The organism is Streptomyces sp. NPDC044064 (genome assembly GCF_056434245.1).
The window spans coordinates 229,577-244,647 of the sequence record NZ_JBWKFN010000001.1 but is presented as its reverse complement, the minus strand read 5'-3'; the positions used below and the strand labels follow the sequence as shown (position 1 = coordinate 244,647).

Genomic DNA, 15,071 nt, shown 5'->3' with positions numbered 1-15,071 from the left:
GGCATCGGCGCAGAGCCGGGCGCCGCGGCGGACGACGATTCGGGTGCGGCCGCCCTCGGCCTCGTCCGGCTGATGAACCTTGCTCCCGCTGCCCCATGGACCGAGAGGCCACCCGGCCCGAGACCGGACAGCCCCTCGACAAGATCTTCATGAGCCCGCTAGGCGGCGGCGAGCACGAGCAGGCTCGCCGCCGCCAGCAGGGCGCAGCCCAGCACGCACCAGGCCACCAGCCGCTGCCGCAGCGCCCGGTACCTAGCCTCGTAGGTGTCCCGCAGCTCCTCGGCGCGTTCTGCGGTGCGCCGCCACGAGGCGCGGGACAGGGCCAGGTACTCCGTCTCGAAGAGCCGCTCCAGGTCGTCCCGTTGGGTGTCGGTGAGCCAGCCGAGCCGGGCGGCCGCACGGGCCGCGGCCGTACGACCCTCCTCCCGGGCGGCGGCGAGCAGCAGATGGCCCTCGATCTCCTGGACGAGCGCCCGTTCCTCTCCCGTGCTCATCGCGCGGTCAGCTCCCGCTCCTGCTGCCCCACCTGCGGATGGTGCAGGTCGAACGCCGGCGACTCGCTGCGGATCTGCGGGAGGGAGAGGAAGTTGTGCCGGGGCGGCGGGCAGGAGGTCGCCCATTCGAGCGAACGGCCGTAGCCCCAGGGGTCGTCGGTCTCGACCTTCGCGCCGTACTTGGCCGTCTTCCAGACGTTGTAGAAGAACGGCAGCATCGACGAGCCGAGCAGGAACGAGAAGACCGTCGAGACCGTGTTGAGCGTGGTGAGCCCCTCGACCGCCAGATAGTCGGGGATCCGGCGCTGCATGCCGTTCACGCCCAGCCAGTGCTGCACGAGGAACGTGCCGTGGAAGCCGATGAACAGCGTCCAGAAGGTGATCTTGCCGAGGCGCTCGTCCAGCATCCTGCCGGTCATCTTCGGCCACCAGAAGTGGAAGCCCGCGAACATCGCGAAGACCACCGTGCCGAAGATGACGTAGTGGAAGTGGGCCACCACGAAATAGGTGTCGGAGGTCGGGAAGTCCAGCGGCGGCGAGGCCAGCATCACCCCGGTCAGGCCACCGAACACGAACGTCACCAGGAAGCCCGTCACCCACAGCATCGGCGTCTCGAAGGAGAGGCTGCCGCGCCACATCGTGCCGATCCAGTTGAAGAACTTCACACCGGTCGGTACGGCGATCAGGAACGTCATGAAGGAGAAGAACGGCAGCAGCACACCGCCGGTGACGTACATGTGGTGGGCCCACACCGTCACGGACAGACCGGCGATCGCGATGGTGGCCGCGATCAGACCCATGTAGCCGAACATCGGCTTGCGGGAGAAGACCGGGATGACCTCGGAGACGATGCCGAAGAACGGCAGCGCGATGATGTACACCTCTGGGTGTCCGAAGAACCAGAAGAGGTGTTGCCAGAGCAGTGCTCCGCCGTTCGCCGCGTCGAACACATGCGCACCGAACTTGCGGTCCGCCTCCAGCGCGAACAGCGCGGCCGCCAGGACCGGGAAGGCCAGCAGGACGAGCACACCGGTCAGCAGCACGTTCCACACGAAGATCGGCATGCGGAACATGGTCATGCCCGGGGCACGCATGCAGATGATCGTGGTGATGAAGTTGACCGCGCCGAGGATGGTGCCGAAGCCGGAGAAGGCCAGACCCATGATCCACATGTCGGCGCCGATGCCCGGGCTGCGGACCGCGTCCGACAGCGGGGAGTAGGCGAACCAGCCGAAGTCGGCCGCACCCTGCGGGGTGAGGAAACCGCCCACGGCGATGGTCGAGCCGAACAGGTAGAGCCAGTAGGCGAACATGTTCAGCCGCGGGAACGCCACGTCCGGCGCGCCGATCTGCAGCGGCATGATCCAGTTCGCGAAACCGGCGAACAACGGCGTCGCGAACATCAGCAGCATGATCGTGCCGTGCATCGTGAACGCCTGGTTGAACTGCTCGTTCGACATGATCTGCAGACCCGGACGGGCCAGCTCGGCGCGCATCAGCAGCGCCATCACACCACCGATCAGGAAGAACGCGAACGCGGTGACCAAGTAGAGCGTTCCGATCGTCTTGTGATCGGTGGTCGTCAGCCACCGCACGGCCCTGATGTCTCTGATCCTCTTCACGCCCCGCCTGTGTCCGCGCCCGGCCCGTCGGTCACACTCGGACGGCGCGACGAGCATCACGCAAGAAGGGTGTGACGATCCGGGGGGTGCCGGACACGAACCGAACATGAGCAACGACGAGATCTTCGCCGCTGCCTATCGCGAGCACTACTGGGCGGTCAGCCGCTATGTCGCCAGGCGACTGCAGGGGCGGGCCGACGAGGTGGAGGAAGTGGTGGCGGAGGTGTTCACGGTGGCCTGGCGCCGCCGGTCCGACCTGCCCGAGGCGCCGCTGCCCTGGCTGTACGGCGTGGCACGCAACTGCCTGGCCAACGCGGTACGCGGCTACGGACGGCGGCGCCGGCTGGTGGACCGGCTGGGCAACGACGAGGCGGCGCACGGCCGGCACGTCGTGGACAGCCCCGACGCCGAGGCCCCCGGCGCCTGGGTGCACGAGGCGCTGGCCCGGCTCTCCCCGGCGGACCGGGAGGTGCTCCGCCTCGCGGCATGGGAGGAACTCGACGCCGAGCAGATCGCGGTGGCCCTGGACTGCGGCAGACGGGCGGCGGTCATGCGCCTGCACCGGGCCCGGCGCCGGCTGAGAGCCGAGATCGACCGGATGCGGCCCACCGCGGCAGCCCTGCCCGCCCCCGCCGACGCGACCCTCTGCGAGGACCACCGACATGGCTGACGAACTCGAACTCCTGCGCCGCGCCAACCCGGTGCCGACCGACGGCCCCCACTTCGGCGACGGGCCGCTGGACCACCGCGCCGAGCGGCAACTGGAGCGGCTGCTGCACGAGGACCGCCCAAGGCGCCGTCTCCGGCTGCTTCCGGCGCTCCCCGGCCGTACCCCGCGGGCCCGGCTGGCCTGGGGCCTCGCCGCCACCGCCGTCGTCCTGGTGGTCGCCGGCAATGCCGTGCTGGGCGGTCCGAGCACACCGCGGGCCGTCGCCGCGCCGCGCCCGCTGACCGTCCGCCTCCACGCCACACCTGTACCCCTGAAGGAGATGGTCGCCCTGGCCGACGCGGCCGCGTCGGGCGGCTCCCCGCGCCTGCGCAGGGGCACGCACGTGCAGTCGTGGAGCCTCGGCATGAGCGACGGCAAGCACCCCGTCACCGTCCCCGAGGAGCGGGTGGTGCGCTGGCGGGCGGACGACAGCCACACCGAACTGGCCGTCGCGACCGACCCGCGCAGGCCGGGCCGCCCGGTCCTCACGGACGCGGGCGACGACCCGCACGAGGTGGCGGACGGACATGTGATCAGCCGGACCACCTACCCGCCGACGTGGAGCGACGCCCCGCCCGAGGGAACCCCGCCGCACACCGCGGCGCGTCTGCGGGCCTACCTCACCGAGATCGCCCGGCCCCAGATCAACCGCAGCAAGGCCCCGCTGAGCAGTGCCGAACTCTTCGACGCCGTCGGGGAACTGCTCGACCACTGGACCCTGGGTGCCCGTGAGTCGGCGGCCCTCGTCCGGCTGTTCGCCGAGGCCGAGGGGCTGCGGCCGGCCGGCGAGGTGACCGACCGCCTGGGCCGCCCCGGCCATGCGTACGTGTACGACACCGGGGGCGTCCGCCACATGCTGATCCTGGAGCCGCGCACCGGCGCCGTCCTCGGCATGGAGACCACCTTCACCCGGGCCCGGCCCGAGTACCGGGTCAGGGCCGGGGACGTCATGGAGTACCGCGCCTGGATGCGCTGATCACACCCCGAGCCGCCGGGCGGCGGCGGCCGCGGCTTCAACGGTCTGCTCCAGCAGCGTGGCGATCGTCATCGGACCGACACCGCCCGGCACCGGCGTGATCAACGAGGCCCGCTCCACGGCCGAGTCGAAGTCGACGTCGCCGACGTTCCCCGCGTTGTAGCCCGCGTCGACGACGACCGCGCCCGGCTTGATGTCCTGGCCCCGGATGAGACGCGGCCGGCCCACGGCGGCGACCACGATGTCCGCCTCGCGGACCGCGGCCGACAGGTCCCGGGTGCGCGAGTGGCAGTACGTCACGGTCGCGTCGCGGGCCAGGAGCAGCATGCCCACCGGCTTGCCGAGGATCGCGCTGCGGCCCACCACCACGGCCCGCTTCCCGGCCGGGTCGACGCCGTACTCGTCGAGCAGCCGGACGATGCCGCCGGGCGTGCAGGAGACGAAGCCCGGCAGGCCGAAGCTCATCGTGGCGAACGAGGCGAAGGTGACGCCGTCGACGTCCTTCTCCGGCGCGATCGCCTCGAACGCGGCCCGCTCGTCGATGTGGTCGCCCACCGGGTGCTGGAGCAGGATGCCGTGCACGGCCGGATCGGCCGACAACTCCCGCAGCGTGCCGACGAGTTCGGCGGTGGTCGTGGCGGCGGGCAGTGCCACGTGCCGGGACTCGATGCCGGCCTTGCGGCAGCGGTTCTGCTTCATGCGGACGTAGGTGACGGACGCCGGGTCCTCGCCGACCAGCACCGTGGCCAGACAGGGCGCGCTGCCCGTCCGTTCGGTGAGATCGGCGGCCTTCTTCGCGGTCTCCTCGACGATGCGGCGGGCGAGGGCGGTGCCGTCCATGAGCCGGGCCTGTGTCATCTGCACTCCTGAGCTGGGTTGACCTTCATCGCCCAGGCGCGCGGCATGCTCCACGGGCCGCTCCCCGGTGGTGATCCACCTCAGCGCCAGTCACGGCCCGTCCACAGCCTAACCGAGAGTGCGGGCTGCGCTCAGTCCGCGTCCGTGGGCCCCGGCGCCGTGGGATCCGCCCCGGTGAGGAAGGCGTCCGCCTGGGCGGCCAGCCGGTCCGCGCCGATCGCCCCGGCCCAGCGGACGATCTCCGTCGCCAGCGCGACGGCGCCCGCCTCGTCGCCCGCGTCCCGGGCCAGCACGGCCAGCAGCAACTGCTGGGAGAGGGTGCCCGGCACCGTGCCGGCCCGGGCGCCCAGCGCGGTGGCTCGCCGCCAGCGTTCCCCGGCCCGCTCGCCGTCACCGGCGTCGTGGTCGTGGTCGCCGAGATGCCGCAGCGCCTCGCGGGCCAGCAGACCGTCCGCGCCGGCCTCCCCGGCGCGCAGCGCGGCCGTGTAGTGCCCGGCGGCGGCCGCCCGCTCGGCGAAGTGGTTCTCCGTGATCAGCCCCCGGTACATCGCCGCCCAGCCCCGCCGCACCTCGTCCGGGGCGCTGTCGTGCAGTTCCCGCGCCCGGTCGAGGAGGGCGGCGAGCGCCGCTGGGTCCTTGCCGTCCGGGCCGATGCGCAGGGTGCCGTCGACCAGGAGCAGCCGGCCGTAGGTGTGCCTCAGCCGGAGGAAGCCGGTGTCCCAGTCGCCGACCGGGAACTCCTTCTCCGCCGCCTCCAGCCGCTCGGCCGCGGTGTCCGTCCCCGCGAACCAGTCGCGGTCCAGAGCGACTTCGGCCGCTGCCCGGGTGATCCGCGCGCGAGCGGCGGGGTCGTCGGTGGCGGCCGCGCCGAGCAGTCGCGCGGCCCGCTCCCAGCGGCCGCTGACGCTCAACTCACGTACTGCAAAAAGGAGTTCATCGATATCGACGAGTGGGTGCGGTGCAGAGGTCATGCCGGGCAAGGTAGTTGGGCAAAAAATGATCCACAAGAAAACCACTGCGGGAGGCAGGCAGTGCAGGACTCGGTGGACCGGCACGTGGCCGTCTGGGCGCGCGAGCTGGACTGGCTCGACCCGGTCAAGGAGGCGATCGTCGCGAGGCTGGCGATCCTCGGCCGGCACACCGCACAGGCCCGCCGGGACGTGCTGGACTCCGACGGCCTCAAGTACTGGCAGTACAAGGTGCTGTTGATGCTGCGCAGGTCCGGGCCGCCGTACGAGTCGAGTCCCTCGCAGCTCGCCGAACGGCTCGGCCTGACCCGGGGAGCGCTGTCGGCGCGGCTCGGGGCCGTCGAGGAGGCCGGGCTGATCACCCGTACCCACGAGACCGGTGACCGCCGTAGGGTGCGGGTACGGCTCACCGAGGCCGGGCACGCCGCGTTCGAGGCGCATGCGGCAGCGGAGGACGCGGGTGAGGGTGCGCTGCTCGCAGCACTGACCGAAGAAGAGCGGCGGTCACTTGCAGACCTGCTGCGGAAGCTGGTCCTGGCAGCCGAGAGCGGCCACGCGCCCGGCCCAGCGTCGCCCGGGCCGAGAAGGTCCAGGTCAGCCGGGAGGTGACCTGGACCCTCGCGACCTTCCTGCCTACTCGTCCCATGCCTGGATGAGAATCTGTTCGGCGATCTTCCCGTCACGCAGGGTGATCATGGACTCGGCGAGGACACGCGTGCCGTCCTCGTACTCGCAGGACTCGGAGAAGGCGGCGCGGTCGCCCTGGATGACGCAGTGGTCCAGCTTGTGCGTCATGTCGCGGCTGTAGACGTCGTCGAGCAGCTCGGCTATCTCGCGCCGGCCGTGCAGGACCTTGGGATGACTGGGCTGGGAGTTGCGGTCGATGATGCGGATCTCGGCGTCGTCCGCGTAGAGGGCGAGCAGGGAGTTCCCGGTGTTCCCTTCTATGCCCCGGCGCAGTGTCTCGGTGTCGAAGGCGGAGCCTGTCGCAGCGCCCATGGTGACCTCCTTAAGGCACCCTTGGCCCGGCGGGAACAGGCCGCACGGGCCCCACCTCCGAGACTCCTCCGCACCGGCGCCAACGGCAAGCGCAGCCGAGGCGGTCCGCCTGACGGGTGAGCGGCGCCCGGGGGCCGTGTCCGGGCGGGGCCCGCCGCCGTTGCTGAGGGCATGATCTCAACACGACGTATCGTTGCCGCCGTCGGTCTGGCCGTCGGTGTCACGGGCCTCGCCGCGCCGCTGGCGAACGCGGCCGACGCGAGCGCATCGAACTCCGGGCAGATCAACCCGATGACCATGGTGGACTCGCTCGCCGTCAGTGAACTCCCCGCGGAGCACCAGGGACAGATCCCGCGGGTCTCGGACCAGCTCCGCCCGCTGAACCAGGTGAGCGAACTGCAGAAGCTGAACGAGCTGCACCAGCTCACCGACCTCGTCGCGCCCGTGACCGGTCTGCTGCCCGCCGTCCAGGCCTGAGCGCCCCACGCACCCGAGGGCCGTCCCGACCGGGACGGCCCTCACCGCTGCCCGCACCGGCGAAGCGGCGGCGCCCGAAAGATCCACTTCCGCCGCCGTGGTCCATGCGGCCGACGGGCCCGCGCGCGTAGGGTCGGCTCCGAAGGCACATCGAGGAAAAGGGGCCAGGCCATGGCGCAGGAAGTACGCGGCGTGATCGCACCGGGCAAGGACGAGCCCGTACGGGTCGAGACGATCGTGGTCCCGGACCCGGGGCCCGGCGAAGCCGTCGTACGCGTCCAGGCCTGCGGTGTCTGTCACACCGATCTGCACTACAAACAGGGCGGCATCTCGGACGACTTCCCCTTCCTGCTCGGCCACGAGGCCGCCGGTGTGGTGGAGTCGGTCGGCGAGGGAGTCACCGACGTGACACCCGGTGACTTCGTGATCCTGAACTGGCGTGCTGTCTGCGGAAATTGCCGGGCCTGTCTGCGCGGCCGCCCCTGGTACTGCTTCAACACCCACAACGCGAAGCAGAAGATGACCCTGACCGACGGCACGGAGCTGTCGCCGGCGCTCGGCATCGGCGCCTTCGCGGAGAAGACGCTGGTGGCGGCCGGACAGTGCACCAAGGTCGACCCGGCCGTCTCCCCGGCCGTCGCCGGGCTGCTCGGCTGTGGCGTGATGGCCGGCATCGGCGCCGCCATCAACACCGGTGGCGTCGGCCGCGGCGACTCGGTCGCCGTCATCGGCTGCGGCGGCGTCGGTGACGCGGCCATCGCCGGGTCGAACCTCGCGGGCGCGGCCCGGATCATCGCCGTGGACATCGACGACCGCAAGCTGGAGCAGGCCCGTACGCTGGGCGCCACCCACACGGTCAACTCCAGGGAGACGGACCCGGTCGAGGCCATCCGCGAGCTGACCGGCGGCTTCGGCGCCGACGTCGTCATCGAGGCGGTCGGCAGGCCCGAGACGTACAAGCAGGCCTTCTACGCCCGCGACCTGGCCGGCACCGTCGTCCTCGTCGGCGTCCCCACCCCCGAGATGAAGCTGGAACTGCCGCTGCTGGACGTCTTCGGGCGCGGCGGCGCGCTCAAGTCCAGCTGGTACGGCGACTGCCTGCCCTCCCGGGACTTCCCGATGCTGATCGACCTCCACCTCCAGGGCCGCCTGCCGCTGGACGTGTTCGTCACCGAGACGATCCAGCTCGACGAGGTGGAGAAGGCGTTCGAGCGGATGCACCAGGGCGACGTGCTGCGCTCGGTGGTGGTGCTGTGATGACCGCCCGCATCGAACGCCTGGTCACCTCGGGCCGGTTCACCCTCGACGGCGGCACCTGGGACGTGGACAACAACGTGTGGATCGTCGGCGACGACCACGAGGTGGTCGTCATCGACGCCGCCCACGACGCCGAGGCCATCGCCCGCGCCGTCGGCGACCGCCGACTCACCGCCATCCTGTGCACCCACGCCCACAACGACCACATCGACGCGGCCCCCGCCCTCGCCGACCTCACCGGCGCCACCATCTGGCTCCACCCCGACGACCTGCCGCTGTGGAAGCTCACCCACCCCCACCGCGACCCCGACCGCCATCTCGACGACGGCCAGGTCATCGAGGCCGCCGGCGCCGACCTGACCGTCCTGCACACCCCGGGCCACGCCCCCGGCGCCGTCTGTCTGTACGACCCCGGGCTCGGTGTCGTCTTCAGCGGCGACACCCTCTTCCAGGGCGGTCCCGGCGCCACGGGACGCTCGTACTCCCACTTCCCGACGATCATCGAGTCCATCCGTGACCGGCTCCTCACCCTGCCGCCGGAGACCAAGGTCCTGACCGGACACGGCGAATCCACCACGATCGGCGCCGAGGCACCCCACCTGGAGGAGTGGATCGGACGCGGGCACTGACAAGACCGCACCGCTGAGAAAAGGCGACAGGAGATGTCCGGCTTTGCCGTGAGAGTGGTCGACGATGAGAGTCGTACCGCACGGGAGGTCGGACATGTCAGGGCCGCTGGAAGGCAAGGTAGCGCTGGTCGCAGGGGCGACCCGGGGCGCGGGGCGGGGTATCGCCGTGGAACTCGGCGCGGCCGGGGCCACCGTCTACGTCACCGGACGCAGCACCCGCGCCCGTCGCTCCGAGTACGACCGCCCCGAGACTGTCGAGGACACCGCCGACCTCGTCTCGGCGGCGGGCGGACACGGCATCGCCGTCCCCGTCGATCACCTCGACAAGTCCGCGGTACGGGCCCTCGTGGACCGTGTCGCGGACGAACAGGGCCGCCTGGATCTCCTCGTCAACGACATCTGGGGTGGCGAGAAGCTCTTCGAGTGGGACACACCGGTGTGGGAGCACGACCTCGACAACGGGCTCCGGCTGCTCCGGCTCGCCGTCGAAACGCACGCCGTCACCAGCCACTTCGCGCTGCCGCTCCTGCTGCGCCACCCGGGCGGCCTGGTCGTGGAGGTCACCGACGGCACCGCCGAGTACAACCGCGACACCTACCGCGTGAACCTCTTCTACGACCTCGCCAAGGCCTCCGTGCTGCGCATGGCCTTCGCGCTCGGCCACGAACTCGGCCCGCGCGGCGCCACCGCCCTCGCGCTGACCCCCGGCTGGATGCGCTCGGAGATCATGCTCGACGCCTTCGGCGTACGCGAGGACAACTGGCGCGACGCCCTCGACCGCGAACCGCACTTCGCCGTGTCCGAGACCCCCCGCTTCGTCGGCCGCGCCGTCGCCGCGCTGGCCGGCGACCCCGAGGTGGCCCGCTTCAACGGGCGGTCCCTCTCCAGCGGCGGCCTCGCCCGGGAGTACGGATTCACCGACCTCGACGGCAGCCGTCCCGACGCCTGGCGGTACCTGGTCGAGGTGCAGGACCCGGGCAAGCCGGCGGACGTGACCGGATACCGGTGAAACCGTGCCTCCTCGCGGGTTCCGCACGGCTCCCGAACAGTCCTGAGCCGTCAGGCGGAGGCCGCCGCCAGCACGTGCAGGACCCGGTCGACGTCGGCCTCGGTGGTGCGCCAGTTGCTGAACGCGGCCCGCAGCGCGGGCACCCCGCCGTACACGGTCGGCGTCACGAAGGCCTCCCCGGACTCGGCGACAGCTCGCGCCAGCGCGGCCACCCGCTCCTGCGTCGGCTCCTCCCCGGCGAGCGTGAAGCAGACGACGTTGAGCCGGACCGGGGCCACCGGACGCAGGCCCGGCAGGGCGTCGACACCCTCGCCCAGCTGGCGGGCGAGGGCGACGTTCCGCTCGACGATCTCGCGGTGCCCGGCCCGGCCGTAGGCCACCAGGGAGAACCAGGCCGGCAGGGCGCGCAGCCGCCGGGAGTTCTCCGGGGTGAGATGCAGGAAGTCCGGTTCACCGGTGGGCAGGCCCAGGTACGGCGAGGCGTTGTGGAAGACCGCCACCTGGAGGTCGCGGCGGCGGGTGAACTGGACGGCCGCGTCGTAGGGCACGTTGAGCCACTTGTGCAGGTCCACGCAGACCGAGTCGGCCGCGTCCAGCCCGTCGACCAGAGCCGCGTACTCGGGGGAGAGGGCGGCGAAGCCGCCGAACGCGGCGTCCACGTGCAGCCAGAAGTCGTGGCGCTCCTTCAGCGCGGCGATCGCCCGCAGGTCGTCGAAGTCGACGGTGTCCACGGTCCCCGCGTTCGCGACGACGATCGCGGGCCGCCCGCCGAGCTCCGCCAGCGCCGCCTCCAGCGCGGCCACGTCCACGGCCTCCCGGCCGCCCGGCAGCAGCGGGACCCGCCGCAGCCGGTCCCGGCCGATGCCCAGCACCGACAGGGCCTTCACCACACTGGAGTGCGGACTGCCGGAGAGCACGTCGACCGGGCCGAGCGCGGCCGCCCCCGCCCGGGATACGTCCACTCCGAGCCGCTCGCCCAGCCACTCGCGGGCGATCGCGAGACCGACGGTGTTGGACACCGTCGCCCCGGTCACGAACGCCCCACTGTGCGCCTCGCCCAGCCCGAACAGCTCGCGCAGCCACGCCACGGTCTCCCGTTCCAGCTCCGCCGCCCAGGAGCCGACCGCCCCGGACACGTTCTGGTCGAACGCGGACGTCAGCCAGTCCCCGGCGACCGACGCGGGGGTCGCGCCGCCGGTGACGAAGCCCAGGTAGCGGGGCCCGGCCGAGCCGGAGAAGCCCGGCGCCCACCGCTCGGCGAACCGCGCGAGGGCGCCCGCGCCGCCCGCGCCGTCGTCCGGGAGTGGCGCACGCCCGGGCGGCCGGCCGGGTGCGGCGACCGGCCGCTCGGCCAGGCCCGCCACCTCGCCGGCGGCGAAGTCGCGGGCGGACTGCAGGAGTTCGGGGAGCCGGGAGAGATCGTCGGCGAGTGTGGGGTGCATGAGCCGCAGCGTAGGCCCGACGCGCGCCCGCATGACTGGTCCACTTGAGCGAAACTGGACCAGTGGACACAGGTTTCGTCGCCGCGCTGGGTGACTGGAGTGCCCGGCCCGGCCCCCGCGCCCGCGCCCTCGCCGCGGCGGTGCGCGAGGCGGTCGTCGACGGGCGGCTGCCGGCCGGCTCCCGGCTGCCCTCGGAGCGGGAACTCGCCCGCATCCTGCACCTGAGCCGCGGCACGGTGGTGGCCGCGCTGACCCTGCTGCGCGACGACGGCTGGCTGGCCACCCGGCAGGGCAGCGGCAGCGTGGTCCGCCTGCCCGCCCGGCTCACGGAACGCACCACGCCCTGGTCCCAGGACCGGGGCGGCGCCCCGGGCGCCGACCTCGACCTCACCCTCGCCGTCACCGCCGCACCCCACGAGGCCTTCCGCACGGCCCTCGCCCACGCCGCCGAACGCGGCGCCGCCCTGCTCGTCGACTCCGGCGTCACCGGCGCCGGCCTGCCCCGCCTGCGCGAACTGCTCGCCGACCGCTACACCCGCGCCGGCCTCGCCACCCGCCCCGAGCAGATCCTCGTCACCGCGGGCGCCCAGGCGGCCCTCACCCTGCTCCTCGACCACCTCCACACCGACCGCCGCTCGCCCGTCGTGGTGGAGAACCCCACCTACCCCGGCGCCCTCGCGGTCCTGCGCGCCCGCCGCGCCCGTCTGCTGGCCGTCCCCGTCACGGCACCCGGCGGCTGGGACACCGCCCGCCTCACGGACGCCGTACGCCGCCACGGTCCCCGACTCGCCTATCTGATGCCCGACTTCCACAACCCGACCGGTACGCACATGGACTCGGGGACGCGCCGTACGACCGCCGCCCTCGCCGACCGGTACGGGATGACCGTCCTCGCCGACGAGACGATGCGCGACCTGGACCTGAGGACACCGCCCGGCACCGAACCCCACCTCGCCGGGGCCCGGGTGATCCAGATCGGCTCGGCGAGCAAGACCCTGTGGAGCGGCCTCAGGGTCGGCTGGATCAGGGCGGGCGCGGACCTCGTACGACAGCTGCGGCTGAACCCGCTCCAGGCCCAGCTCTCCCCGCCCCCGCTGGAGCAGCTCATCGCCGCCGAACTCCTCGGCGCACCGCTCCCGGACCTCCTCGCCGACCGCCGCGACCGGCTGCGCGCCCAGCGCGACCACCTCGCCGGCCTGCTCACCGCGACCGGATGGACGTACACCGTCCCGGACGGCGGCCTGACCCTGTGGGTGCGTCTCGGCGCGGGCACGAGCGCCACCGGCCTCGCGGAGCGGGCCGCCGCACGCGGGCTCGCCGTGACCCCCGGCCCGCACTTCGCCGCCGACCGCACCACCCTCACCCACCATCTGCGCCTGCCGTTCACGGCGACGAAGGAGACGCTGACGCGGGCGGTGGGCCTCTTGCGCGCGTGCTCGGGGAGCCCCGAAACCGCCTGACCCGGCCCCGGCATGACGACGAAGCGGTGACGAAGTTCACCGTTCCGTCACAGCGTGGCCGGAACTACAACCGTCGGCCCGGCCGGCGGGTCTAGTAGGCCGAGAGCGCGGGAATCCGAAGGGGACCACCCGGGGGATCCCCGGGAACACAGGGGAGAAGGGGAAGGGGTCGGCATGGGGGACATACGCAGACGAGGTGTCGTCGCGCTCGGCGTCACCGCACTGGTGGCGCCGCTCACGCTCGCCTTCACCGCGGCTCCGGCCCAGGCCGCGAGCTGCACCACGCAGGCGGGGCCGTACCAGAAGCAGGTGGAGAAGTTCCTCGGCCGCCCGGTCGACGGAAAGCAGTCCACCACCGACTGCAGGGCCATCCAGGCCTTCCAGAACAAGCACGGCATCACGCCCGCCATCGGCTACGCCGGGCCCGTCACCTGGGGCGTGATGGACCTGATGAACAAGCAGAAGGCCGTCGGGAACAACCCGAACAAGGACGGCAAGTGCCCGGTGAACAAGGGCCGTATCGCCTGTGTGAACCTGTCGCTCCAGCTGAGCTGGATCCAGGACGGCAACAGGCTGGTCTACGGGCCCGTGCCGGTGCGCACCGGACGTGACAAGTACGAGACCCGCACCGGCCTGAAGAAGATCTACTGGCGGGACATCGACCACGTCTCGGACATCTACGACGTGCCGATGCCCTACAGCCAGTTCTTCGACGGCGGTCAGGCCTTCCACTCCGTCAACCTCAGCATGTGGAACCCGCCGGGCTCCCACGGCTGCGTCAACATGACCACGAAGGACGCCAAGAAGTACTGGTCGCTGCTGAGGACGGGCGACGACGTCTTCGTGTACGGCCGCAAGCCGGGCACCTGAGCCGGCCCGGGCGCCCGCTCACCGGCCTCAGTTGTCCGGCGCGTCCCCGAAGTCGGGGATCTCCAGCCGGACCCCGCCCTGCCGCGCGGACTCGTGCGCGACGATGCCCGGCAGGGTGTAGCGGGCGGCCACCCACGCGTTCACCGAGGGAAGTGTGCCGGTGCCGACCGCGGTGACGAAGTCGTCCACCAGGAAGTGGTGGCTGCCCTCGTGCCCGTTGTGCAACTGGTCGAACTCCCGCGGCAGCCGGGCGCGGTCGTGCACCGGCGCCGACCCGGAGGTGAAGGCGGCCCGCAGTTCCGGCGCGATGTGCTGCAGTGACGGATCGTCGGGCGACAGGGTCGGCCTGGGCTCCAGCAGTTCGCTGATGTCCTTCACGCCGTTCTTGTCCTGCCACAGCGCCACCGTCGCCAGCTGCTCCATGCTCGCCTCCGTCCCGAAGAACCGGAAACGGGACTCGCGGATGTGCGAGGGGTAGCCGACCCGCCGGAACTCGTTGGTACGGAACGAGCCGCCGCCCGCCACCTCGAACAGCGCGGTCGCGTTGGAGACGTCGTTGTCGAACTGGCTGACCGAACGGTCGAAGACGCCGTCACCGCGCTCGTCCCGCACGCCGATCGCGGAGACGCTCACGGCGTGCGTCCGCCAGGCGCCCAGCACCCCGCCGACCGAGTGCGTCGGGTACAGCAGCGGGGGATAGCTGGCGGTCGCCTCCCAGTTCTCCCCGCCGCTGTACCGGTAGGCGTCGTAGAAGCCGAGGTCCATGTCGTGGACGTAGTCGCCCTCGGCGTAGAACAGCCGGCCGAAGGCGCCCTCGGCGATCCGGTTGCGGGCGTGCACGGTCGCCGGGTTGTACTGGCTGGTCTCGCCCATCATGTACGTCAGACCGGTCGCCCTGACCGCGTCGATGATCGCCGCGATCTCCTCCGTGGTGATCGCCATCGGAACCGCCGAGTACACGTGCTTGCCCGCGTTCAGGCCCTGCAGGACCAGCGGGCCGTGCGTCCAGCGCTGGGTGAAGATCGCGACCGCGTCGACCGCCGGCGACTCCAGCATGGCTTCGTACGACGGGAACGTGCCCGCGAGCCCGTGTGCGGCGGCCAGCCGCTCGGCCCGCTCGGGCAGCAGGTCGGTGATGTGGACCTCGCCGACGCCGGGATGGGCCTGGAACAGCGAGGCGAACTGACCGGAGAACTGGCCGGCACCGACGATGCCGAGGGAGAAAGTCATGCTGATTACTTTTGCTTCAGAAGAATCAGAGCGTCAAGAGGGCGCCCGGAGCTTACTTCTGCGGGAAGGGT

16 protein-coding genes and 1 riboswitch are annotated in these 15,071 nt (G+C 71.9%); of the genes, 9 read left to right on the top strand and 7 right to left on the bottom strand.

Going from position 1 to position 15,071, the window contains the following annotated elements; genetic code table 11:
• Nucleotides 1–158: 158 nt before the first annotated feature.
• Together AC07DS_RS01135 and ctaD are read right to left on the bottom strand one after the other, a co-directional pair.
• Nucleotides 159–494: a hypothetical protein gene (locus tag AC07DS_RS01135; RefSeq protein WP_479141479.1), complete on the bottom strand. Its 336-nt coding sequence runs from the start codon at nt 492–494 to the stop codon at nt 159–161.
• Complete coding sequence (gene ctaD / locus AC07DS_RS01130; RefSeq protein ID WP_479141478.1) at nt 491–2,116, bottom strand: aa3-type cytochrome oxidase subunit I; 1,626 nt, start codon at nt 2,114–2,116, stop codon at nt 491–493. Before ctaD ends, AC07DS_RS01135 begins: the two co-directional genes overlap by 4 nt.
• Before the next feature lie 106 nt (nt 2,117–2,222).
• Here ctaD and AC07DS_RS01125 point away from each other — a divergent pair, with 106 nt between their 5' ends.
• Nucleotides 2,223–2,786: an RNA polymerase sigma factor gene (locus AC07DS_RS01125; protein WP_479141476.1), complete on the top strand. Its 564-nt coding sequence runs from the start codon at nt 2,223–2,225 to the stop codon at nt 2,784–2,786.
• On the top strand, nt 2,779–3,801 hold the full coding sequence (locus AC07DS_RS01120) for a CU044_5270 family protein (protein WP_479141474.1): 1,023 nt from the start codon (nt 2,779–2,781) through the stop codon (nt 3,799–3,801). Before AC07DS_RS01125 ends, AC07DS_RS01120 begins: the two co-directional genes overlap by 8 nt.
• On the opposite strand, the gene AC07DS_RS01115 is transcribed toward AC07DS_RS01120, so the two are convergent.
• Both AC07DS_RS01115 and AC07DS_RS01110 read right to left on the bottom strand, forming a co-directional pair.
• Nucleotides 3,802–4,659: a bifunctional 5,10-methylenetetrahydrofolate dehydrogenase/5,10-methenyltetrahydrofolate cyclohydrolase gene (locus tag AC07DS_RS01115; protein ID WP_479141472.1), complete on the bottom strand. Its 858-nt coding sequence runs from the start codon at nt 4,657–4,659 to the stop codon at nt 3,802–3,804.
• 23 nt (nt 4,660–4,682) lie between these two features.
• A riboswitch (ZMP/ZTP riboswitch) is annotated at nt 4,683–4,763 on the bottom strand.
• Nucleotides 4,764–4,790: 27 nt separating this feature from the next.
• On the bottom strand, nt 4,791–5,570 hold the full coding sequence (locus AC07DS_RS01110) for a hypothetical protein (protein ID WP_479141470.1): 780 nt from the start codon (nt 5,568–5,570) through the stop codon (nt 4,791–4,793).
• Between the two features lie 120 nt (nt 5,571–5,690).
• Between AC07DS_RS01110 and AC07DS_RS01105 the strand changes: the two genes are divergently transcribed.
• Nucleotides 5,691–6,236, top strand: a complete 546-nt coding sequence (locus tag AC07DS_RS01105; RefSeq protein WP_479141469.1) for a MarR family winged helix-turn-helix transcriptional regulator — start codon at nt 5,691–5,693, stop codon at nt 6,234–6,236.
• Nucleotides 6,237–6,260: 24 nt separating this feature from the next.
• Here the strand turns inward: AC07DS_RS01105 and AC07DS_RS01100 are convergent, their stop codons facing one another.
• Entirely contained in the window at nt 6,261–6,626 is a 366-nt protein-coding gene (locus AC07DS_RS01100) for a nuclear transport factor 2 family protein (RefSeq protein WP_145882225.1), read from the bottom strand.
• Nucleotides 6,627–6,797: 171 nt separating this feature from the next.
• Here AC07DS_RS01100 and AC07DS_RS01095 point away from each other — a divergent pair, with 171 nt between their 5' ends.
• From AC07DS_RS01095 to AC07DS_RS01080, 4 genes are all read left to right on the top strand, one after another.
• Nucleotides 6,798–7,103, top strand: coding sequence for a hypothetical protein (locus AC07DS_RS01095; RefSeq protein ID WP_145882227.1), 306 nt, complete (start codon nt 6,798–6,800; stop codon nt 7,101–7,103).
• A 171-nt stretch (nt 7,104–7,274) separates the two neighbouring features.
• Nucleotides 7,275–8,360, top strand: a complete 1,086-nt coding sequence (locus AC07DS_RS01090; RefSeq protein ID WP_479141466.1) for an S-(hydroxymethyl)mycothiol dehydrogenase — start codon at nt 7,275–7,277, stop codon at nt 8,358–8,360.
• The gene (locus AC07DS_RS01085; RefSeq protein ID WP_479141464.1) at nt 8,360–8,989 is read left to right on the top strand and encodes an MBL fold metallo-hydrolase; all 630 of its coding nucleotides are present in this window, start codon (nt 8,360–8,362) and stop codon (nt 8,987–8,989) included. The genes AC07DS_RS01090 and AC07DS_RS01085 overlap by 1 nt, the downstream gene beginning before the upstream one ends.
• 94 nt (nt 8,990–9,083) lie before the next feature.
• Entirely contained in the window at nt 9,084–9,998 is a 915-nt protein-coding gene (locus tag AC07DS_RS01080; protein ID WP_479141462.1) for an SDR family oxidoreductase, read from the top strand.
• A 50-nt stretch (nt 9,999–10,048) separates the two neighbouring features.
• Here AC07DS_RS01080 and AC07DS_RS01075 read toward each other — a convergent pair whose 3' ends face one another.
• A complete protein-coding gene (locus AC07DS_RS01075) occupies nt 10,049–11,440 on the bottom strand; it encodes a pyridoxal phosphate-dependent decarboxylase family protein (protein WP_479141461.1) in 1,392 nt (463 codons plus the stop codon).
• A gap of 62 nt (nt 11,441–11,502) precedes the next feature.
• Here AC07DS_RS01075 and AC07DS_RS01070 point away from each other — a divergent pair, with 62 nt between their 5' ends.
• Together AC07DS_RS01070 and AC07DS_RS01065 are read left to right on the top strand one after the other, a co-directional pair.
• The gene (locus AC07DS_RS01070; RefSeq protein WP_479141460.1) at nt 11,503–12,900 is read left to right on the top strand and encodes an aminotransferase-like domain-containing protein; all 1,398 of its coding nucleotides are present in this window, start codon (nt 11,503–11,505) and stop codon (nt 12,898–12,900) included.
• 174 nt (nt 12,901–13,074) lie between these two features.
• Nucleotides 13,075–13,770, top strand: coding sequence for a L,D-transpeptidase (locus AC07DS_RS01065; protein ID WP_479141458.1), 696 nt, complete (start codon nt 13,075–13,077; stop codon nt 13,768–13,770).
• Nucleotides 13,771–13,797: 27 nt separating this feature from the next.
• Here AC07DS_RS01065 and AC07DS_RS01060 read toward each other — a convergent pair whose 3' ends face one another.
• Nucleotides 13,798–15,000 (bottom strand): Gfo/Idh/MocA family protein, encoded by a 1,203-nt coding sequence (locus tag AC07DS_RS01060; RefSeq protein WP_479141457.1) that lies wholly within the window; start codon nt 14,998–15,000, stop codon nt 13,798–13,800.
• Between the last annotated feature and the right edge of the window lie 71 nt (nt 15,001–15,071).